The organism is Porphyrobacter sp. MBR-155, assembly GCF_040547625.1.
GTDB lineage: Bacteria > Pseudomonadota > Alphaproteobacteria > Sphingomonadales > Sphingomonadaceae > Erythrobacter.
This window is the reverse complement of sequence record NZ_JBEPQB010000004.1, coordinates 39,354-59,198: the sequence shown is the minus strand read 5'-3', so window position 1 is coordinate 59,198 and position 19,845 is coordinate 39,354. Positions and strand designations below refer to the sequence as shown.

Genomic DNA, 19,845 nt, shown 5'->3' with positions numbered 1-19,845 from the left:
AAATGCTTACACTTCTCGCCGCATCCGTGGTTGCCGCAGGGCAAACCTTTACCTGCACACCGACCCATGTCTGGGATGGCGACGGGCCGGTTTGGTGCCAGGAAGGTCCCCGCCTGAGAATTGCCGGTATTGCTGCCCGCGAAATTGACGGCACCTGCCGCACCAATCAACCGTGCCCGCAAAGCTCTGCCATCGAAGCGCGCGATGCGCTGGTTCAAATCCTCGGCGGTGCGCGCGGAACAGCCTCAACCGGACATGTGCTTGTCAACGGCCCCACACTCACCTGTCGGTCTGAAGGTTCAGCGGGAGGAAATCGGACGGCAGCTTGGTGCAGCCTACCAAATGGCGCCGATCTGTCCTGTGCCATGATCCGCACGCGCACGGTGCTGCGTTGGGACCGCTACTGGAAAGGTCCAGCATGCCGTTAGGCTCCGAGATAAACCTCTCCGGTCGGCTAAATAAGAGAAATCACGATCTCGTGCTCTGCGTGGATGGGGGGGAGTGGAAGCTCATCACCCCCACTGGCGCAGCATCTCTGATCGGGCGTGACGTGAATGTCTTGGGGCAGCGCACAGGTTTCAATGAAATCATGTGCGAAGCTGTGTGGCCCACCAACGAACCCCGCCCGAAATTACGAGCCATCAAATGGGAGGCGCTGCTTGTGGGAGCTCTGGTGCTTGGTGGGTACGCAGCCATGCTTGGCTGGCTGATCAAAGTCCTGATCTGAATTGCTCACGCGCGACATCTATCGAATGCGAGCCGCTAAAGCCCGATCTCAAATGGCTTGGTGATCGAGCGGTCGAGTTCCGGGGGTTTGCGCTCGGGAGCAGGCGCTCTCCCCTTGGCCTCACCGGTGGCTGCCGCGTCGCGCAGAAGGTTCACGGTTTCGAGCGCAGAGCGTTTCATGCCGGGATTGTTTTCGACAGCAGCCTCAAGCTTGCCGGGATTGTTGACAAACAGGGTCAGCCCATCGCGCAGCCGGGTGATGGTCACCAGAAAGGTCTGCTGGTTGGCAAGATTGCGTTCCCGGCTATCCATGACGGCGATGCCGCGGTCAGAGGTCAGGCCCTGCGCCATATGAGCATTGAGCGCATAGGCGAGATCGAGGCGCCTCAGCATAGGATCATTGGCGGCGAGCCGGTGCTCTGCGCCGAGCGAGGTCTTCACCGCGACACCTGTGGCATCGACCGCCACAACGCGCGCCTGATCGGCGTTGAGTAGCCCGCGCTTGTGATCGGTCGCAGTCCAGCGGATCCGGTCGCCATCATGGATTTCAATTTGGCGGCGTTCGAACAGCTGCAGCGGATCCTTTTCGCCTTGGGGGCGGAGCTGGCTAGGACGAAATTCGAATTGCCGTCCGCGCTCGTTCTGCAGGGTCACCCGCTCGCGCGATGGATCGGTTGCAACCACTTCATATTGGCCCTTTGCGAGGCCCTGCCCCCTCTGCCGGCGATCGACCTCAAGCAGCATGCCTGGGGCATAGCTTCGCGCATAGCGCAGTTCCTCGCGGGTCAGATTGACGCGGGAGAGCACCTCGAGCTGCAATGAACCAGGCCCCAATTCGCCGTTCGCCTTGAGACCCGTCTGAACCGCTTCATTGACTTGCCCACGTAAGGCCCGGCCCGAGGCGTAGATCGATGTCACCTCGCGCTCTGCCGGAGACAGCGAGAGCCATGCCGCCGCAGCGTCCACGGCGGAATTCTCGCCAGCAGTAACAACGTTGTCTCCCAAATGGGCGAGCGCCTCGCTGATCTGGCCGCCTTGGGCCGCGCGTTGGGCATTGCGCAGCGCATCGTCTCGCGCGCGCAGATTGGTGTTCATCACCGCGGTTTCGATGCCAGCCTGCTGCATGACATCGAAGGGCTTGCCTGCATCGACCGACCCCAACTGCTTGGTGTCGCCAATGCTGGCAAAGCGATCAAGTTGGAGAAGGTTGGCAAGACGAACCAGCTTCTCCTTGTCGGCATTGCCGACCATCGATGCCTCATCAAGCAGCACGACGGTCCCGCGCATTTCGGCCCGCGCTTCGGCCAGACGGGCACCGCTTTCGCCCTTGAGCAGGTCTTGATGTTGCCTCAGGAAGCGCGCGACCGTCATCGAGGGAATGCCGGTTTCGCGCTCGAGCATCTGTACCAGCGTGTTCTGCACGGCGAGCCCCAGCACGGCCTTGCCCTCCTCACGCAAAATGTCGGCCACGGGTTTCAGAACCGTGCTTTTGCCAGCACCGGCAACGCCCTGGATCGCGACAATGCGGTTGTTGGATCCGAGCAGTAGACGCCCTGCCCCCTCCTGTCCTGCGTTCAGTGTCAGGCCGTATTTGAGCTGCGAAAGCGCCTGCAGTCGGCTCCCGGCAATATCGGCCGGAACGATGGCGGGTGCAGCGCCCCGCCCCGCATCGACGCCGGCAATGATGCGCTGTTCGAGGCTGATGGCATCGCGGGTGGTGAGCAGCTCGCGGTCCGCGCCCTTGCCCTTCTGAAGGTATCCCTGGCGGATGAGCTGATCGACGCGCCGCTCGATATTGTCAAAGGCAGTTGGCAAGGCAAAGCCAAGCGCAGTCCGATAGATTTCGGCCTTTGTGAAAGCCGCTTCGCGTTCCCCCAGATGGCGGATCGCCGAGGCGACCACATGGATGGCGGCGACCTCTTCGGCGCGGCGGCGACCGATCCGCGAGGGTATCAAGGGATCGTCCTTCACGAGCCCGAGGCGCTCGGCAAAAGCGTGGGCAAGATCTCGCCCCTGCTGGGCCACCTTGCGAACCGATGACCCCAGTCCGCTGACATTGCCGAGGTCCTGCGCGCTGCGCGCGTTGGCTCTTCCAATGACCATCGCCGGATCGAAGCCGAGCTTTTCCGCGGTGTCCTTCCACTGCTGTGTGAGCGCAGCGCGGTCCTCGATCCCCTCCTTCTTAGCCCGGGTCATGAGGTTCGCGGCATTGCGAGCGGCAAGCCCCGTCCCTTCCATTGTCGCAAGCTGCCCGAGGATTTCAGCGCGGCGCGAACTGAAGGCATCGCGCACCGCCTTGGGCACGCCGGCCGCCTCGAAATTGCCATGCTTCCCGAACTCGCCGACCTCGTAACCGAGTTTCTCCACGCCGAGCCTGAATCGTGCCATGGTCATGGCGTTGAGGAGAGTGTTGTGCTCCCAGAGCTTATCATTGCGCAGGGCCCGCCACTTACCGTCCGGGCCTTTAGTGACATTCGCGATCACGGCGTGGAAATGAGCATTGGGCTCCTGATTGCGGTTGGTGTCATGCTGGAACAGAGCCACCACAAGGTTGCCGGTTGCGACCACCCGCTCCTTGCCGCGCACCTCCATCCGGGTCTCGGCAAGGTTCTTTTCAGCCCAGGCGAGCGTCTCGCGGACCGCGGCGCCGTAAGCATCGAGGATCCGCGTGTCGCCGCCGACGAGGGCTAGAAGCGACCAGCTTTTCGGCATGGAGAAGGTGAGATCTGTGCCTGCTCGGTGAACACGATTATCGCTGCCCACGCGGCCCCCGTCAGGCAGAAATCCCTTGAGGACTGCTTCGAAGGTCTTGGCATCGACAGCGCCCGATAGTCCGAGCTCTTCGGCGCCCTTGCCGAACCACGCCCCGGACCGATCAGCATCGGCCCGGGTGTAGTAGTTGTCAGCGGCAAAATAGTTGGCTGCGCCGCCGGCCGTGCGGACGTTGGCTACGGAAAGCACGGGGCTACCTCTAGCTGAGCGGCACAGGGCAACAACGTTACAGCTCCAGATCGCCGAGATCGGGACCGTCCCTTGGAGGCTCGCTGCGCTCGGGCAGCCCGTCTTCGATCATCAGCTTGCGAGCGTCCGAGGCCCTTTGCCGGTTTGCCTGTGCGTTACCCTTGTGGGTGTTCGTATCGTTGGGCTTGGGATCGTCAGACTTCGCCTTGATCTCACCATTCTTGTTGGCGCCAGGCTCCGACTGTTGCCCTCGTAGCGACAGCTTTTGCGCGATCGCATCGTCGCTCGTCTTCCGCCCAGATTGGGGCGAGGGATTGGAAGCGCCTTGGGGCGTACCTTTGCCCTTCGATGCTGCAGCAGCACGGCTTTCCTCGCTTTTCCCTGCCGGTATTTTGCTGTCCTTACCGAGGCCAGAACGACCGTTTTGGGAGCGGGTTGGAGCAGTCTTTCCTGCTTTATTAGCGCCGAGGCGAAGCCCCTGTTCCGGGTCTACCCGGCGATCTGCCTGCTGACCACCACGCTGGCCGCGATCGAACGCCAATTCTCCCTGTTTCCCTGCAGCAGATTTGCGGGCGGTAGATTTCCCAGCCCCATCATCGTTCGACGAGGGATGGTCTGATCCCGCATGCGCCGGAGGGCATCCCGGTTGCGGTCGCGGCGGCTTGGGAGCTCCACTTTCGGTGGTCGGAGGCGGGCGGTTCGCTCCGCGCCCGATAAAGGCGTCGGCGACCTTGGACCGATTGACTGGGCGCAGCTTGATAAAGGCTGCAGGAAAGCCTTCCGGGAACTTGATGTAGCCATGGAGGCTCTTCAGGTTCATCAGCTGGTCGGGCATCCGCAGTGGCTTGATCGTCGTGCGCCGGCTGAGACTGACAGCGTCGCGGGCATTGTTGTACCCGAAGGTGTAACCCTCATCGATATCGACCACTTCCTCGTGGCCGATAAAGTCGCTGCACCAGATTGCGGTATCCCGCTCGGCGACCGAAAGGATCAGTTTGGTCCGCGCCAGCGATGCCAGGGTCGCCGCCATGTTCTCGCCGTAGACTTCCTTGAGTTTGGCATAGGCATGGATGCCAAGCACAATCGCACCGCCGAAATTGCGCGCCGTCTGCAGCCCTTTTTCAAGGGCCGGAAGGCGGTGCAATGCACCAAGCTCGTCAACGAAGAACCAGCATTTGAGATCACGGGTCCGCTCAGTGGTCATGAGCGTGTTCATGGCTGTGTCGAGCCAAAGCGTCAGCATCTGCGAAGCGACGCTCATGTCGACGTAGCGGGAGGAAATGAATAGGATCGAGCCCCTCCCTGCCGGACTTTCGGCAGCCTCTTCGATCCATTCACGCACCGAGAACCGCCGACCTTCGGTTGGCAACATCTCCAGCGCCTTGGCGTTCACATTGAACACGGCCCGGATTGATTCTGCCATGCGCGCAGCTTCGGGCGCTGTGAGCGGATCAGCGATCGTCCCGCGCATCATTTCGTGGACCTCGGAGAGGTCGGCGGTCATCAGTTCATGGGCGAGCGCCGCATTTGAACCCCTGCCTTCGGCCACAAGCTTGACGCAAAACTTCACAAACAGCGCGCGGGCGCCAAGCACCCAGAACTGCGCTTCGCCGCCGCCATCATGCGGCACAAGAGCATCGGCTGCGGTCCAGAAATCGGCTTCGGTGCGGCATTCATCGAACAGGTTCCATTGGGGGCAGCGCGCATCGAGCGGGTTCAAAATGATGTCGCGCCGCGCGTCGTAGAACTGCTCGATGAAGGCGCCGGTTAGATCGAAGACCACGCAGTTTTGACCTTTGGCGCGGGCCTCTGCGATCATGTCCGAGATGGCTACCGTCTTGCCAGTACCGGTCGTGCCGATGAGCATGGCGTGGCTCTGTTCAAGCCGCCAGGGATAGACAACCCCGGCAAGATGGGCCGGGCGATAGGGAAAGACCCGCGCCAGCTCCCAGGGCATGCAAAGCCGCCACTTCCACCCCATGACTGCGTTGCGTTCACGATTGCGCTGCTCCCGGTTATGCTCACGCAGAAGCCCGACCAGTTCCGCCAATTCGACAAGCTGCGCGCCGCGCTCGTGCTTGCGTTCCTTGGCCTTGCCGCCGAAGCGTGCGGCGAACCAGTAGAACAGGACAAAGGCGGGCACGAGAAACAGTGCTGAACGCCACGCGGCGCTGACCAGCAGCTCGGTCATATGATCCCATGCACGGACCACGGGAGGAAATGTGCCAAGAAGGCTGATCGGGATCTCTATCTTGCCGCCAAAGACCGTTTCGAGGGCAACGCGCTTGTCGGGATCGAACTCCATGAAGCCGTAGATCGCAGCATAGACGCGCATCCAGATGAGGTAGATCTCATAGTCGGTGAGAGCCGACGACAGGGTCCACCAGGACGTCGCGGAGATCACCACGGCAGCAATGATTAGCGGGCCCTTTAGGCCAGCTGCGAACATGAAGCCGAAGTGCCCGAGGAGCTGGCTACCGCGCGTGAAGTTGGCGAGGTTACGCTTCATCTGAGCCTCCCTCGTTGGCATTTTGGGAAAGGCCGAGTTCCTTGCATTTGCGGGCGTAGGCTTGGTGCGCACGTTCACGCAGATCATGATCGGCATGGCCGGCAAGAAGCGCATCGACGCCAACCATCGTGAAGACAGACTGGCGGTTCAGCCGGTTCATCCAGCCGCTGAGGCCGGCCTTGAGATCATCCTCGTCGCAGGCTTGCTGCAACAGGGATCTGATCCATTCGCTTACGCTGATATCGCGGCGCTCAGCCGCACTACGAACCCGATCGGCGAGTTCGATCGAGACATGGACTTGGAGGGATTTTGGCCGTGTCATGCACGGACTCCTTGTGATGAGGAGCCCGGAACGCACTGCGAAAGGCATGTGCCATCTACATCAGAATTGAGAACATGTCAAGAACATCGAGATTGGCAGAATTCTGCTATTTGTGATGCGGCTCAATCAAAAATGATTGGCGAATTCCGGCCTATCCAAATCTGATTGAGAAGCTGCCATATCGGAAGATTCTGACTACCCGATTGTTATTTGGTGATTATATTCCGCATAGATGCTGCGACCTGTCGCGTACGGTGTGCCCTTACTTGTTCCCTACTGCGAGGTCGAAACCCGTGATCTGACCTGTATCGGATGGAGAGATTTGCCACGTCATTTTCGGCGGGATCGCGACGCGCAGCGGCTGGCAAAAGCCGCATGGTCATCGGTCGCTTCGGAGCCTATGATCGGCGATGACGGCAACGGAAGACGGGAGCCAGGACATGGTCGATGTCACATTGAGCGCAACACCCAAAGGCAATGGCTATCAAGGGACGATCACCTATTCTTACGGTGTCTCGATAAGCTCTGCCGAGACCTTTTCGACGATTGCGGAAGCCATTGCGGCAGCGGCGATTAAGGTGCTTGAAATGCCAGAACGCCTCGATGAACTCGACCGATCCGAGCTCGACGCCTGAAACATTGCAAGCGGCACCGCGCTGCCAAATGATTGAGCCTGGGCGTACGAGCAAAAGAATAGGAGGAAGCCCTGATGGACTTCCTCCTCGCGTCGGCCGTCAGAATTCATCGCTCAGCCTGCTTGGCACGGTGTCGATGACCCGGTCCTGCAGTGCCCTGGGCAAGGCTCCATAATCACCTTCATCAACGGCGATGTACCCTGCCTCATTATCGGTCAGAATATATTGCGTGAAGTAGCTATGATAGGACCGGGCATGAGCCTGATCGAGGGCGGCAACAAAGGCCTCCTGATCGGATTTGAACCCCTGAGCGGCAAAGCTGAGTGAAGTGCACATGATCTTTCCTCCTGATGTTCGATGCGTCGCATCAGGGATCGGCAGGATGTGGGTGACGGGCCGGGTCAGGGACCGCGCAAGCGGCCGCGCAGCGGCGATGGGGGAAACGATTTTTACAGGGCGAGCCCTATAAAAATGGTGGGGCCCCGTCGTCCTTGACGCGGCCCCAAAGCCCGCATCACACTTCAAAAGTCTGCGAGAGAGACCCCCAACGTCAGCCGAAGAAGAACGCGCTTCGCGGCAAAAACCACTTTCCTACACGGCCTTGAATTGGGATTATCCTACACGGAGGGGACCAACGGCCTACAGAAGGAATGTCATATGGCCAGGTCCAAATCGAGCGCTCTTGGCGCGCTTAAGAAGCTGCGCGAACAGCGTGATGAACTCGACGCCCAGGAGACCAAGCTGCGCGCTGATGCAGCAGCAGAGCTAGGCAATGTCTTGCTCGAATGCGGCGGTGAGGTGATCGAACCTGCACAGCTGAGACTGCTGATCCGCGCTGCGCTGGCGACAGGGATTGAGCAATCCCTCAAGCGCCTCTCCCCCGGCTGATCGATGTTACAGCGGCGGGGTGTGGGCTCAATGCCCCTCCCCGCCGCACCACGCCGGTAAGCACAACAAAAGGCCCCGATGGCGCGTGCCGCCGGGGCCTCGTCGTAACCGAGATGACGTTCAGTCCTCGTCGATGTCAGGGGCGTCTTCGTTGTTCGAGCTGCGGCCCTTGGTGAGAAAGTCCACCTTGTCGGCGATGATCTCGCAGCCGTAGCGCTTGGTGCCGCTTTCGTCTTCCCACTGGGTATAGTGGATGCGGCCTTCGACCGAGACCAGCTGGCCCTTGGTGCAGTACTTGGCGACATTTTCGCCGAGGCCGTTGAAGCAGGTCACGCGGTGGAATTCGCTGTCCTTGGCGGTGTAGCCGTTTTCGTCCTTGTAGGTCTTGCCGTCCTTGCGGGCGGGACGGTCTGTCACAACCGAGATCGAAGTGATGCTGGTTCCACCTTGGGTGGTGCGGGTTTCGGGGTCGCGAGCGATGCGGCCAACGAGGATAACAAGATTGGTCATGGGCTTTCTCCTGATCGAGCATTCCGGGTCCATCCCGGCTGCAAACCCGACTAGGAAGCGCCCATGGCGAAGCGCACCGAAGGGAAACCTCGATCTGGTTCGGGTGGAGCGGGCAGCCGGGCACGCAGCATGACGTGACCGGCAACTCGGCCGGACCTGATCGGGGTTGCGCGTCTCGACAGGGGTGCTTCAGGGAAGGTTTGTATCGAAGCCGGGTGGAGCCGGATGCCTTGAACAGGTTTGCCCTGCCCATGCCGCCGACGACCTTGGCCTGATTGATTTTGCACCCGAGCCCAACGAGTGGTCTCTATCTTTGATGGTGGTAATGACTTTTTCCGCACGGAAACGGGTGCACTTACTGACGCAATTGCCACGTCAGGAGCGGCATTCTCATCGTGCCAGCGGAGCGCCTTCCCGACGATGCCAAAGCTGAATGAGGGCCTGCGTTCAGGCCATGTTTGCCGTCGTCCACCCTTCCAAAGGGAAGAACGAATGCGGCCTGATGCAAGCGCATTGGAAGACCATTGACGATAGGCGGGATCCCACCATCGCAAGCATCAGCGATTCGTAGAACTGACTACTAAGGCCGGTCGGCCTTGTTGTTCGAACGGGCCTTATCGTCATCGCCCAGAGCCGGTTTTTCTGTCGCTGCGTCCTCGCGACTGCGTGAGGCATGGCCTCCGTGGACAGGAGCAACCGGAATAATAATCGGCGGAATTCCGTCATCCTTCTTGGCCATGGAGCCCTCCATCTTACTTCATTGCGAAACTCACGCGATGAAGCGCTCACGGACCGTCGGCGTCAAGCGGTTACGGCGTGATCTGGCGGAGTGATGTCCCTTTGCGCTGTAACTTCTAGTCAGATCAATGATCAGGATGTCATAGCATGTAAGGGGGTATTCGAGGTCCATTCGAGGTCCCAGTCGCACAGTATCGAAACGAAATATCCGTTTGCTACATGCTTGACCGCTCACCCGGGCGGCGCTTTTGGAGACGTGCCCAGCGGGCCACGGCGATCAACAACAGTGATCCGCCGAGCCTTGGCTTCGATGACCAGACGTTCGAGCACTCCATTGCCGGGAAAGGCGACGACATAGCGGGGATCGAGCGAGAGCATCCGCTCGTTGCGCTTGAACCCGGCACGGGCACCGAGCCGCATGTCGAGCGAGAACGTGACCTGCGGGATGCCGCGGCGTTCCGCCCAGCTCGATGCCAAGCGGTCGACGCCCTTGGTGTCGCCGCCATGGATAAGGACCATGTCGGGAACACGGTCGCGGACCTTGTCGAGCGTCGCCCAGACATTGTTGCCGAAGGTCAGTGCATCGACTTCGGTGGCATGCCGGGTGCGCCCGCCCGCGAACACGACGGGCGTTCCTTCGGGCACGGCTGCACGGCGTTTGGCCTCGGCACGGGCACGCAGGAAATCGCGACCTTCGACGAGCGCAGAAGTCATCATGGCGCTGTGATTGAAGCGCGAACTGGAGACCGGCTTCCATGAGGAACCGAACTCGTTGAGATACAGGGTGGCTGCAACTTCGCGCATCTCTTCGAGCGCCAGCATCGCGCTTTCGGCGCATTGCGCCCGCTCGACCTGGGTCTCGAGGTCGTGGGTGTGGACCTCGGATCCATCGGCGGTGGCGATTAGCGCGCGGACCTCGTCGGTCGCCCGGTCGAGGGCAGTCGATTTGCGGGTCGCAGAGCGGTGAAAGATGTTCACGAAGGCCCAGCCAAGGTCCTCGGCATCGGCTTCGAGCGCGGTGCCGGAGACCATGGCGAAGAGATCGGACCACACCGCTTCGAGGGTTTGGACCACCGCGTCGCGGACTGGGAAATCGCTTGTCGATACGGGAGCCGGTCCAATCGAGAAGCCGGCAAGGTCGAGCCCGGCGAGTTGATCGGCAAATGACGTGTGCATGGGATTGTCCTCCTGACTGGCGTAAGGCCGACGCACCCGTTCATGGCTGCGCCAGCGAGAGCCCGTCAGGGCCAGCTTCAGGCAGGGTTGCGCACCCGTCAGGGGGAACCCGGCTTGGCGGGCTGGCGCGGGCAGGCCTTGAGCTCGAAGGGCCAAGGCCAACACGGGCCCGCTTAGCCCGGGTTGCGCAAGGCTGGCGGCTGGCCCAGGGCCTCTCTCGCATGGCGACAGACCATGAGCGGCCGGCAAAGCTTAGTCAGGGATGGCAACCCAAAGCTCTGGGCGTGACCAACTCGCGGAGCTCAAGCTGCGCGCTTGGTGTAGACTCCCTCGCCGTTCGACATGTGCCCGAGGCAGTCATAGTCGCCAAACATGGCATCGAAGCGGGATGCGATCTGGGACAGCCAGCGCTGTGCCCGCGGCGACCGCGCCGTGCGCCAATCGGCGTCCCAATAGGCCCCGTCATCGCGCTCCACGATCCAGACGGCCACCAGCCCGCCGTAGACCGATACGCCGAAATCCGCATAGGCATTGCGCAGCAGGATCCGGTTTTCCTGGCCACGCCATCCGTCATGCGGGATCAGTGAAGGGAAGGCTTTGGCGGCCCGCTCGCGCAAGTCCTCGCGCAGCCATTCGTACTCGAATTCCCAATCGTCTTCGGCTTGGACCTCGAGCACCGTGAAGGCGACGATAGCGCCGCTGGGATAGCCGACCGATCTGCCCATGACACCCTCCCTCAGGCCGCAAGCGCAGCATCGTCTGACGCGTCGTCAGACTGTTCAGGCTTGACCCTTCCGCCGAGCTTCAGCAGCAGGCTCGAGGCTTCTTCGGCCTTGGCGGCAGCTGTCAGGATAGCGCGGTCGTCGTCCTTCAGCAGCTTGAGCCAGTGCCCGATGTAGCTCGCGTGGTTGTCGAGATGGGTCACCGGCAGTCCCAACTCAGCGCCAAGCATGGCGCTGGAGAGCTCGGCGACGAGTTCCTCAGCAGCGTAGGCCGCTGTGCCGAAGCGGTTCTTGAGATCGCGTCCCAAGCGGCTGGCATGGCCCGTCCAGTGCGACAGCTCGTGGGCGAGCGTGGCGTAGTAGTGATCGAAGCCTTCGAACAGGCTCGTCGGCGGCATCGTGACCCGATCAGCGGTAGGTTCGTAGTAAGCCTCGCAACCCTGATGACGCAGATTGACGGGAATGCCGGCGAAGAAGGCGTCGAGTTCGGCCTCGCGCCCTTCGGGCTCGACCAGTTCCAGCGTTGCAGCCGGATGGAAGCGCTCGGGCAGACCGTCGACCTGATCGGCATTGAAGACTGGATAGGCCTTGAGCACCCGTCGCGCTTCATCAGTCTTTTCGCCGGTATCGGGGGCTTCCACCTCCTTGGTGTAGCTCTTGTAGAAGATTGCGATGGTCGACTTTTCGCCCTTGCGGACCTGGGCGCCGAGCGACTTGGCTTGGTTGTAGGTCATCCAGAATGGCGAGCCGTAGCCACACATGTCGGCGACCATCCAGAGCCAAAAGACATTTATGCCGCGGTACGGGATTCCGCAGGCCCGCAAGGGCCGGGAGACCGGGACACCGCGCCATGGCTTGATCCACGGCTTAGTGCCTGCTTCCAGACGGGCGATGATTTCCTGGGTGATACGGGTGGTGGGCGACTGGCCGCTGCCCTGCCCCTTGCGATAGGCCATGATGGTTCTCCTGATTGAGGCATTTGACAGTAGGCGACGGGCTCGCCGGTCAGTGCCACAGGTTCCCGAGCCCCCTCTGCTCTCATTCCAAAAGAGAAGCGGCCCTCCGGCATAAGCCGAAGGACCGCTTCGCCAGGTGCGAGTGGCGGTGCCTGTCAGGAGGAGGTCAGGCGGCCAGCTCGCGGGGAGACTGATGTTCGTCGTCACCGCCCTGCTCCGCTCCAGCGGAGTCGATCTCAGCTTCGTCTGAATCCGGCGCAGGGCAAGCGAAGCGCATGACATCAGGCACCCACGCCAAGGCCTTCTCGCGAACCTCGACCTCGGTGATGTAGGTGCCCGCAAAGACGCGCTCGGCGCTCATCGCGAGGTCACCCTTCTTGACCGAGGCGAAGCGCGAGGAGAGCTCGAGGCCGCCGATATCGGTCAGCGCGTCGAGGATCACCTGCTTGGGCACCCGGTCAAAGTAGTTGGCTGCGGTCGGGCGCCACCACTGCGCCATTTCGATACCGATCAGGCTGCCGAGATGATCCTGGAACGGCAGCTGGCGCTCACCGGTCATGTTGAGGCTCGCCTCGAGCGACCGGGCAACGACATATCCAAGCCAGGCCACGCGGCTTTCATCGGGCAGCGCCCGAAACAGGTCGAAGCGGGACATTGCATCCGCACCGGCGCGCCAGCTTTCGTCGAGACCGGACCTGAGCTCGGCAAGCGCGCTGCTTGCAGGTGCATCCTTGGCCTCGAAGCCGATGATCGGGCCTGCCGGAACAGGCGCGCGCAGCGTGGTCGAAGGGCGCGCCCGCCAGTCGTGAGTATCGGCATCGGCGAGCGTGAAGACCATGATGTCGAGCGCGAGCCCGGGGTCGGATGCAACGTGCAACGCCAGAACATCGCGGCGCTGCATGGCGAGCTCGTCGACCAGGCGCTTGGACAAGGTGGTCCGGCGCTTCTCTGAACCTTCCTCGCCCGAAACGACTTCGATCTCGCTGTCGGCGTCGGCGGGATCAGCCTGACGCTCGCCGTAGAACACCGGCTGGAGAACCGGCGTACCATCGCGGGAGAGCACCAGCACCATGCCTGCTTCGGCCTTGAGCTCGGGCGCGATAACTGGCGGGCGTGCGCGGATTTCCTGGCATTCGCGTTCGATCGCCGCGATTGCGGCTTCAGCCGCAGCCACGGCATGCTCGGCACTGTCCTCGTCTTCAAGGATCGCCGCATGCTCGTCATAAGACGCATCGAGTTCTTCGAGCCTAGCCACCTCGGCTTCGGACAAAGGCGCCGGTTCGGCTGGAAGCCGGACCAGCCCTTCGACCAGATCATGGCTGGCATAGGGATCGAGTGTGGGCTTGACCCAGGCAAGACCCTGCTCGGCGGCGAGGGCTTTGGCCTGCTCTTCCATCTTTGCCGCTGCGAGGCTTTCGAGCAGCGCGACATCGACCCAGGACTCGCTGTCGTCGTTGTCGAACAGCTCACGCTCGATCCGCCCGCCGGCGGCAATGTAGGCATCGCGGCCAATGAGGCGGGCACGTGGATCGCTGCCCCTGACGGTCCCGGACAGAACCATGCGCCGGACGCTGTCGGGGTTGGGCGCATAGTAGCCCGAGGACACCTGCTCGAAGACGCGGGTCTGGATTTCCTGGTCCGAAGTTGCACCGAAGGCTTTGGCAATGTCGAGGGTGATCTCTCCGGCGGCGAGCGCCTCGAACACGACGGGCGCAAGCGTCGCAAGACGCAGACGGCCCTCGACAAAGCGGACAGTCAGACCGAAGCGCCGGGCAACCTCTTCGACAGTCGCCCCACCTGAAACGAGCGCCGCGAAGGCCTGGGCTTCGTCAGCGGGGTTCATGGCGAGGCGGTGGAAGTTCTCCGCGAGACTGGTCTCTACGGCCGCTTCAGCACTGTCCTCGAGAACGAGGCACGTGACTTCATATTCGCGGGCGAGCAGCTTCTCTTCGGCCAGCGCGAGCATAGCGCGGCGGCGACGTTCCCCGGCTTCGACTTCGAATTTGCCCTTGGCAGCAGGTCTGACGATGAGGTTCTGTAGCAGACCGCGGGCCGCGATGCTGGCCTTGAGCTCAGCATCTGCTGCCGGGTCACCGTGGCGGCGGACATTGCGGGGCGACTGAACGAGCTTGTTCAGCGGGATCGACTTGATCATGGGACACACTCCTGATTGTGAGCCCGGCACGCCGACCATCGACGCCCAACTGGCTCAATCAGGGCAAAGCCCGCTCCCCTCTCGTCCATTCGAAGCACATTTCGCTTCAATTCGTGAACCAAACCAAGTGTTCGCAGTTGACCACTGTCGCGCGATCTCCCGTCGAATGGCAATTCCGCAAAATTCTAGGCAGCTTCGTCCAAAAGCCCAGGCCCGCAAGCAGCGCAGCTGGCGGACGGCCAACGCCGGTCGACCGTTTGAATACTATCTACAAGTTCGCCAAAAGCAGTGCGCCAACTTTCAGTCATTTGTCCGCCAAGTGCTGCAATACGGCGCGCCGAAGCGACGAATGCGCGACTAAATGAATGCTCAGGCGGTTCGAGGAGGCAGTCCATCGCCGCGTCTGCGATCATCGCCGTCACATAGGCCAGTTCCATCGGACCGTATGGTTGAAAATGTGCGCCGCACGCTGGCTCCTCTAGGGTGGCGTCGCCCCCTTCCGACCACTCGATCACCTTCACATCCGGCGCACCGGTCCGTCCGATATGGCATTGCAGGCATCCGTCGCCCGCGCCGATAGCGACCGCATGGCCGGCGCAGGCGTGGGCCTCCGTCCACCCGTAAAGAATGGGTCGCGCGCGGCCTTGCGCGATATGCCACCGATTGAGGGCGCTTTCAGCACCCCAATTGCCAGTCGCGGCGACGATCAGATCGGCCGCCGCGAGCACATCCCCATCTTGCGCGATGAGTTGATGGAGACCCGACGGACGATGTTCGACGGTGAGGTGCGGATAGTCAGTCTGAAGTCGCTCTGCCAAAGCCTCGGCTTTGTTCCGGCCTACATCGGTGGCACCAAGCGGATGACGGCCGACGTTCGGCCATCCCAGAATCTCAGGATCGACTAGCACCATCCGCCCGACTCCAGCCTGGGCCAAAGCGCACGCGACGGGTGCGCCGACCGAACCACAGCCGACAACGACAACCGTTGCGCCAAGCAGATGTTGCGTGCGAGAATCCTGAGCACGACCATGCACCCAAGCAGCGTCGGCGCGCTGAACCTGAGTCCGTACGACCGGAAGCGCGCCGAAGAAGCGTCTGAAAAGAAGAGGTTGTGGCGTATCGCCCGGTCGGAACCCGATCGACAGCGGCTCGTCGGGCGCGCGTGGCCGGCCTTTGCGTCGCTTCGGATTAAGCGCCTTCACTCCAATCAACGCAGCGCCGCCGCGCCCGACCGCGCCCAATAGCGCTAACAACTCGTCGGGCTCGTCGCTCGCCACGTCTTCAAGAACAATCCGCGCGTTATCGTTGATTCGTTCGGCCATCCGATAAAGATCAGCAGCGGTTTCCGGGTACTCGACCGGCAAGGGCGGTGTTTCCAGCCAGAGGTAGGCCGCCGCTTCAGTCTTGATCGGCGTCTTGTCCCCGAAGCGATGACGGACCCAGGCGGCCAAGGATTCTTCGTCCTCTCCAACTACCTCGAGGCCTTGTCCGCGCCAAATCCGCACTCCCCGCGAGACCGGACCTGGCACGATCAAGCTGAACAGCGATTTGCCTTGTGAATGCGCCTTGTAGCCCCAGTAGGTCACGAATTCCTCGCGGAAATCGCGCTCGACTATGCCGCCCTCCAGCAGTTCCCCAATCAAGATGATCGAGCGATGAAGGAGGCCCAGAGCGACCGCCGACGGATCGTCCGGATCCCACTCGGCCATATTGGGCAGCAGACAGAGGACGCCGTCGCTCTCGACATGCGGCCAAGTCAGTGCCTCAGGGTGGTCAACTAGCGCCGTTCTCACCGGCGTCGTCGGAAAATGCCTTCCCGCCAGCAAGTCGATGCGTCGGATCACGCCGTCAGAGAAGGCAACGCTGATCCGCCAACCGGCCGCGATCCAATCGCGGGTTGGATAGTCTGCGCCAATCGTCGTGGCGTCGAGTCGCTCTGGCGCCTGTCCCGCATGCTCGCGCAAGGCCGCTTCAAGACGAAGCGCTGCGTGTCGCCAACCGAGTGGTAAGGCATCACTAGGCATGGCGACCACCGCCGGCGCTGCTGACTGCGCTTGCCGCCGCCGACGTCGCGCCCAACAGTGCAGCCGAACTGATAATCGACGGAGCAACTAGACAGGCGCGCTGCTCATCTTCCAAGCGCTCGCTGAAGAAAGTCGTCGCGAACACCTTGTCCCAGCATTTGAGCGCCTTCTCGCGTGTGCAGTCGGCTTCAAAGAGCGGCGCCAGCGTGTCGATTGCCTCAGTCAACTTCTCGCGGAAACAGCGAGCCTTGGCATCGTCGCCCCCACTGGTGATGGTGTCCCCTGGTGTTACTGGGTGGGCGACGACGAGGTTCCAGTTCAGCCGATCACGGATGGCAACCATAGTGTCATACAGCGCGCGATCCTCGCGGTCGTTCGTGCTAAACCTCTCGGTCGTCAGAACCGAGATGCCAAAGCCGCTTAGGATCGAGCCGCGCCAGCTATAGCGGCTGCGGGCGTATTTCTTCAGGTCGCGATTGATGCGGCGCAGCTGGATGCCGTCGGCTGATGCGGCGCGTTGGTCCTCGTACCAGTTCGACACATCGCGGGCGTCAGACCGCTTCCAGCCGCTGCTCGCCGCCAGCTCGTAATGCACCTCTTCGCCGAAGACGGTTTCTGTGACGACGCGGCGGTAGACCGGCAAATCGACGTGATAACCCTTCTCATAGAAGACGCGCACGCAGTTTGATCGCACCTCAGGCGCACGCTTGAACTTGCCGTCGTCGACCGCATCGCGCACCATCCATCGCACCTGTAGAGACGTCATCTCGGCCCCGCGATCACCGACCAGATCCTTCTTGTGGAAATAGACCCCGTCATCGATGTCATAGTCGTTGTCTGGGTCGCGGCACATCGTCTTCATGGCGTAGCTGCCCTGTTTGACGAACTCGATCGGCTTGGGCTTGCCGGCCTTCTCCAGCCCGTTCCGCAGCCGCGTCCGGTTGGAGTTGCGTCGGTCGCGCATTGCATCCTGCTCGCTCTTGGGCAGAGTCACATTCTGGTCGTGGTAGGCACGAACATCTTTGGCACAGTCGAACATCACCTATCCTTTCTACATATCGGTGGAAGCGGGACGCCAGACGGCACCGGTGGTCGGCATCGCTGGTAGATCGAACATGAGTTGGCGAATCATGCGCCCGTCGGCGCTGTTGGGATCATCGCAAGTGCTCTTGGTCAGATCGGCGTCGGTGTGCGCCTGGCTGACCAGCCGATCCATCGCCTCTGGCCGAGTGTCGTCGAGGGCGAGGTACGGCATCATACTTGCCGGCACCGGCTTGTTGGGAAAGCGCACGCGCTGGATCGAGCGACCGCAGTTGCTAATGGCGTTCGTCAACAGCCTCGCCATGTGATCGAAGGCAAACTCCTGCGCCGAGATGCTAAGAGGCGCGACGTCAGCGCCGAGCGACCAGTCGAGCATGGAGCGGTGCGCGCTCTCTGCGTCGAGGTGATCACCCTCGGGGCGCGGACATGTTCCGAGTGAGTAGATCTCGATCGGACGATCGGGCGGCGCCACCGTCAGCGCGTCGACGAGCCCGACCATAATCGGATTATTGGCCCAAAGCCCCCCATCGGCGAACACCTGCTTGGGTCCGTCCGGCGCGTTCGGGTCATCGATGGCGGCGAGCGAGCGGTAGATTGGCGCGGCGCTCGTCGCCATGCAAACGTCCACCAACGGATAGCGATCGTCGCGCACCCCGCTCTTGGGAGTTTTCTTGAAGACCCAGGCGCGGTGTTCGCTCATCAGCACGGTCGGGATTGCTAGCGAGATGCCGCGACCTTCGAACACGTCCGTCATAGTGATGTCGTCGAGCACGCCGCGCAGCGCCTTACGCAGCGCCTCGTCGCCCCCGCGCACGAAACGTGCGCCTTGGCTCGCTCGGTAGATCGCACTCCGCTTCCCCGTGATCCGATGCGGGAAAATCTTGGGGCCGTGATCGCGATAAAGCGCCACCACTTCCGTCATCGGGCGCCCAACGGCCAGCGCGCAGCCGACAATCGCGCCGGTGCTGGTACCGGTGATCAAGTCGAAACCGCGTCCCAGATCGAGGGCAGATTCGCCGCGAATGCGCGCGAACTGATCAGTCAGGCGCGCAAGAAACGCGGCCGTATAAATGCCCCGCATCCCTCCGCCGTCCAAGCTGAGCACGCGATATGGTCGCTCAGCGCCGTACTGTCTTTCGCCGTTCCCCATTTACACGATGCTTCCTTTGTAACGACCTAGTTGCCCTATCCCCGTGCCGGAGCCTGCGTGCCTCCGAGGTGCCCAGTCAGCCCTTCGGCGGGAAGGGGTCGTTGCCGTACGAATTGGCGTCGCGGATGCGACCGTCCGGTCGGTGAATGATGACTTCGCCGCGTTCGCGAACGGCGGTGCCACGCGCGGCCTGCGTTGCATCTGCTTGGGTGCTGTGGGTCGACCCCACGCGGGTGGCGCCTTCACGACGCGTGGCCCATCCCGAGCCGTGGGGCACTACGTGAATCCTTTTCGACATTGTTGATCCTTTGATTCATTCTGGGCACCGCGCCCTCGCGAAGTAGATCGTTCAGTTTGCCCGATATGTCAAGTCATGAGCACGTTACTATGTTTGTATAAAGCACACTTTGTTTGCGACGTTGACATCCTTGAGAACGCAGCGCAAACAGCGGCCATGGCAAGCGAAGCGCTCTACAAGGCTTTTGGCAGTGCGGTCTCGACCCGCAGGAAGGCGCTTGGCCTCACCCAAGCGGAACTAGCTGGGAAGGTGAAGATGTCGCGTGCGTCGATCGCCAATATCGAGAGCGGCAGGCAGAACATCCTGCTGCATCACGTTTACGCGCTCGCCGCCGCACTCGATTTTTCCAAGGTGGCGGAACTCCTGCCGCCGACGCCGCAAAAGCCTTTAGGGGATGGACTGAAGATGATGCTTTCCAATCAGCAGACGCTTTCGCAACACGCTGAAGCACAAGTCGCCGACCTGATCACAACCGCGTTGCAGCCTCGACGCGGTAAGGCCTGATTATGGCGGATGCGGATTTTGATCGGGCGCGTGCATCTGCGCGTTCGATCCTCGAGGAGTTTGGCGTATCGACGCCACCAGTCCCGATCGAACGAATAATTAAATCGCGGAAAATCGTTCTTCAGTATGCACCGCTCGACGAGGACCTCTCGGGCATGGCGTACATCAAAGATGGTGTCGGTATCATCGGAGTTAACGCGCTGCATCATCCGAACCGACAGCGGTTCTCGGCGGCTCATGAGCTAGCACATCACATACTCCATGCCCCTGCGATCAGCCAAGCCGTGCATGTCGATAAGGGGATTCGCGTCCTATTCCGTAACGATGTGTCAGCGCTGGGGACTGAGCCGATGGAAATCGAGGCCAACGCGTTCGCTTCAGAGCTTCTGATCCCCGGCAATCTCTTGGCTGTTGCGTTGGAAGGCGGTGGCGTCGATCTAGAGGACGAGGCAGCGATCGAAGCGTTGGCCCGTCGGTTCAGAGTGAGCGCGGCTGCCATGCGCTTTCGGCTAACTCGTTGGTAGCGCGCC

20 protein-coding genes are annotated in these 19,845 nt (G+C 61.7%); 6 read left to right on the top strand and 14 right to left on the bottom strand.

Annotated elements, in window-relative coordinates; genetic code table 11:
- The first annotated feature begins 2 nt into the window (after positions 1 to 2).
- Positions 3 to 428 (top strand): thermonuclease family protein, encoded by a 426-nt coding sequence (locus tag ABIE62_RS05315; protein WP_354324201.1) that lies wholly within the window; start codon positions 3 to 5, stop codon positions 426 to 428.
- Positions 419 to 727, top strand: a complete 309-nt coding sequence (locus ABIE62_RS05310) for a DUF5818 domain-containing protein (RefSeq protein WP_354324199.1) — start codon at positions 419 to 421, stop codon at positions 725 to 727. The genes ABIE62_RS05315 and ABIE62_RS05310 overlap by 10 nt, the downstream gene beginning before the upstream one ends.
- 35 nt (positions 728 to 762) lie before the next feature.
- Here ABIE62_RS05310 and mobF read toward each other — a convergent pair whose 3' ends face one another.
- The 3 genes from mobF to ABIE62_RS05295 are packed head-to-tail and all read right to left on the bottom strand — an operon-like array spanning position 763 to position 6,518.
- Positions 763 to 3,687 (bottom strand): MobF family relaxase, encoded by a 2,925-nt coding sequence (mobF, locus tag ABIE62_RS05305; protein WP_354324197.1) that lies wholly within the window; start codon positions 3,685 to 3,687, stop codon positions 763 to 765.
- Between the two features lie 37 nt (positions 3,688 to 3,724).
- A complete protein-coding gene (locus ABIE62_RS05300; protein WP_354324195.1) occupies positions 3,725 to 6,196 on the bottom strand; it encodes a type IV secretion system DNA-binding domain-containing protein in 2,472 nt (823 codons plus the stop codon).
- The gene (locus ABIE62_RS05295; RefSeq protein ID WP_354324193.1) at positions 6,186 to 6,518 is read right to left on the bottom strand and encodes a hypothetical protein; all 333 of its coding nucleotides are present in this window, start codon (positions 6,516 to 6,518) and stop codon (positions 6,186 to 6,188) included. Before ABIE62_RS05295 ends, ABIE62_RS05300 begins: the two co-directional genes overlap by 11 nt.
- 440 nt (positions 6,519 to 6,958) lie before the next feature.
- On the opposite strand from ABIE62_RS05295, the gene ABIE62_RS05290 reads away from it, so the two are divergent.
- Positions 6,959 to 7,153, top strand: a complete 195-nt coding sequence (locus tag ABIE62_RS05290) for a hypothetical protein (RefSeq protein WP_354324192.1) — start codon at positions 6,959 to 6,961, stop codon at positions 7,151 to 7,153.
- A 99-nt stretch (positions 7,154 to 7,252) separates the two neighbouring features.
- Here the strand turns inward: ABIE62_RS05290 and ABIE62_RS05285 are convergent, their stop codons facing one another.
- The gene (locus ABIE62_RS05285; protein ID WP_354324191.1) at positions 7,253 to 7,489 is read right to left on the bottom strand and encodes a hypothetical protein; all 237 of its coding nucleotides are present in this window, start codon (positions 7,487 to 7,489) and stop codon (positions 7,253 to 7,255) included.
- A 321-nt stretch (positions 7,490 to 7,810) separates the two neighbouring features.
- On the opposite strand from ABIE62_RS05285, the gene ABIE62_RS05280 reads away from it, so the two are divergent.
- Entirely contained in the window at positions 7,811 to 8,041 is a 231-nt protein-coding gene (locus ABIE62_RS05280) for a DUF6437 family protein (protein WP_354324189.1), read from the top strand.
- Positions 8,042 to 8,161: 120 nt separating this feature from the next.
- On the opposite strand, the gene ABIE62_RS05275 is transcribed toward ABIE62_RS05280, so the two are convergent.
- The 10 genes from ABIE62_RS05275 to ABIE62_RS05230 all read right to left on the bottom strand — a co-directional run bounded on the left by ABIE62_RS05275 (position 8,162) and on the right by ABIE62_RS05230 (position 18,811).
- On the bottom strand, positions 8,162 to 8,551 hold the full coding sequence (locus tag ABIE62_RS05275; RefSeq protein WP_354324187.1) for a single-stranded DNA-binding protein: 390 nt from the start codon (positions 8,549 to 8,551) through the stop codon (positions 8,162 to 8,164).
- Positions 8,552 to 9,131: 580 nt separating this feature from the next.
- Complete coding sequence (locus ABIE62_RS05270; protein WP_354324185.1) at positions 9,132 to 9,290, bottom strand: hypothetical protein; 159 nt, start codon at positions 9,288 to 9,290, stop codon at positions 9,132 to 9,134.
- 230 nt (positions 9,291 to 9,520) lie between these two features.
- The gene (locus ABIE62_RS05265; protein ID WP_354324183.1) at positions 9,521 to 10,465 is read right to left on the bottom strand and encodes a DUF2493 domain-containing protein; all 945 of its coding nucleotides are present in this window, start codon (positions 10,463 to 10,465) and stop codon (positions 9,521 to 9,523) included.
- Positions 10,466 to 10,767: 302 nt separating this feature from the next.
- On the bottom strand, positions 10,768 to 11,190 hold the full coding sequence (locus tag ABIE62_RS05260; RefSeq protein WP_354324181.1) for a hypothetical protein: 423 nt from the start codon (positions 11,188 to 11,190) through the stop codon (positions 10,768 to 10,770).
- Positions 11,191 to 11,201: 11 nt separating this feature from the next.
- Positions 11,202 to 12,143, bottom strand: a complete 942-nt coding sequence (locus ABIE62_RS05255) for an ArdC family protein (protein ID WP_354324179.1) — start codon at positions 12,141 to 12,143, stop codon at positions 11,202 to 11,204.
- Between the two features lie 166 nt (positions 12,144 to 12,309).
- A complete protein-coding gene (locus ABIE62_RS05250) occupies positions 12,310 to 14,298 on the bottom strand; it encodes a ParB/RepB/Spo0J family partition protein (protein ID WP_354324177.1) in 1,989 nt (662 codons plus the stop codon).
- A 185-nt stretch (positions 14,299 to 14,483) separates the two neighbouring features.
- Positions 14,484 to 16,322 carry a ThiF family adenylyltransferase gene (locus ABIE62_RS05245; protein ID WP_354324175.1) on the bottom strand — a complete coding sequence of 613 codons (1,839 nt, stop codon included), beginning with the start codon at positions 16,320 to 16,322 and terminating at the stop codon, positions 14,484 to 14,486.
- The gene (locus tag ABIE62_RS05240) at positions 16,315 to 17,361 is read right to left on the bottom strand and encodes a cyclic GMP-AMP synthase DncV-like nucleotidyltransferase (protein ID WP_354324173.1); all 1,047 of its coding nucleotides are present in this window, start codon (positions 17,359 to 17,361) and stop codon (positions 16,315 to 16,317) included. The genes ABIE62_RS05245 and ABIE62_RS05240 overlap by 8 nt, the downstream gene beginning before the upstream one ends.
- A 12-nt stretch (positions 17,362 to 17,373) precedes the next feature.
- Complete coding sequence (locus ABIE62_RS05235; protein ID WP_354324171.1) at positions 17,374 to 18,513, bottom strand: patatin-like phospholipase family protein; 1,140 nt, start codon at positions 18,511 to 18,513, stop codon at positions 17,374 to 17,376.
- 76 nt (positions 18,514 to 18,589) lie between these two features.
- The gene (locus tag ABIE62_RS05230) at positions 18,590 to 18,811 is read right to left on the bottom strand and encodes a DUF2188 domain-containing protein (protein WP_286866191.1); all 222 of its coding nucleotides are present in this window, start codon (positions 18,809 to 18,811) and stop codon (positions 18,590 to 18,592) included.
- Between the two features lie 156 nt (positions 18,812 to 18,967).
- Between ABIE62_RS05230 and ABIE62_RS05225 the strand changes: the two genes are divergently transcribed.
- Both ABIE62_RS05225 and ABIE62_RS05220 read left to right on the top strand, forming a co-directional pair.
- Positions 18,968 to 19,315: a helix-turn-helix transcriptional regulator gene (locus ABIE62_RS05225; RefSeq protein ID WP_354324170.1), complete on the top strand. Its 348-nt coding sequence runs from the start codon at positions 18,968 to 18,970 to the stop codon at positions 19,313 to 19,315.
- Between the two features lie 2 nt (positions 19,316 to 19,317).
- A complete protein-coding gene (locus tag ABIE62_RS05220; protein ID WP_354324168.1) occupies positions 19,318 to 19,839 on the top strand; it encodes an ImmA/IrrE family metallo-endopeptidase in 522 nt (173 codons plus the stop codon).
- Positions 19,840 to 19,845 lie beyond the last annotated feature (6 nt).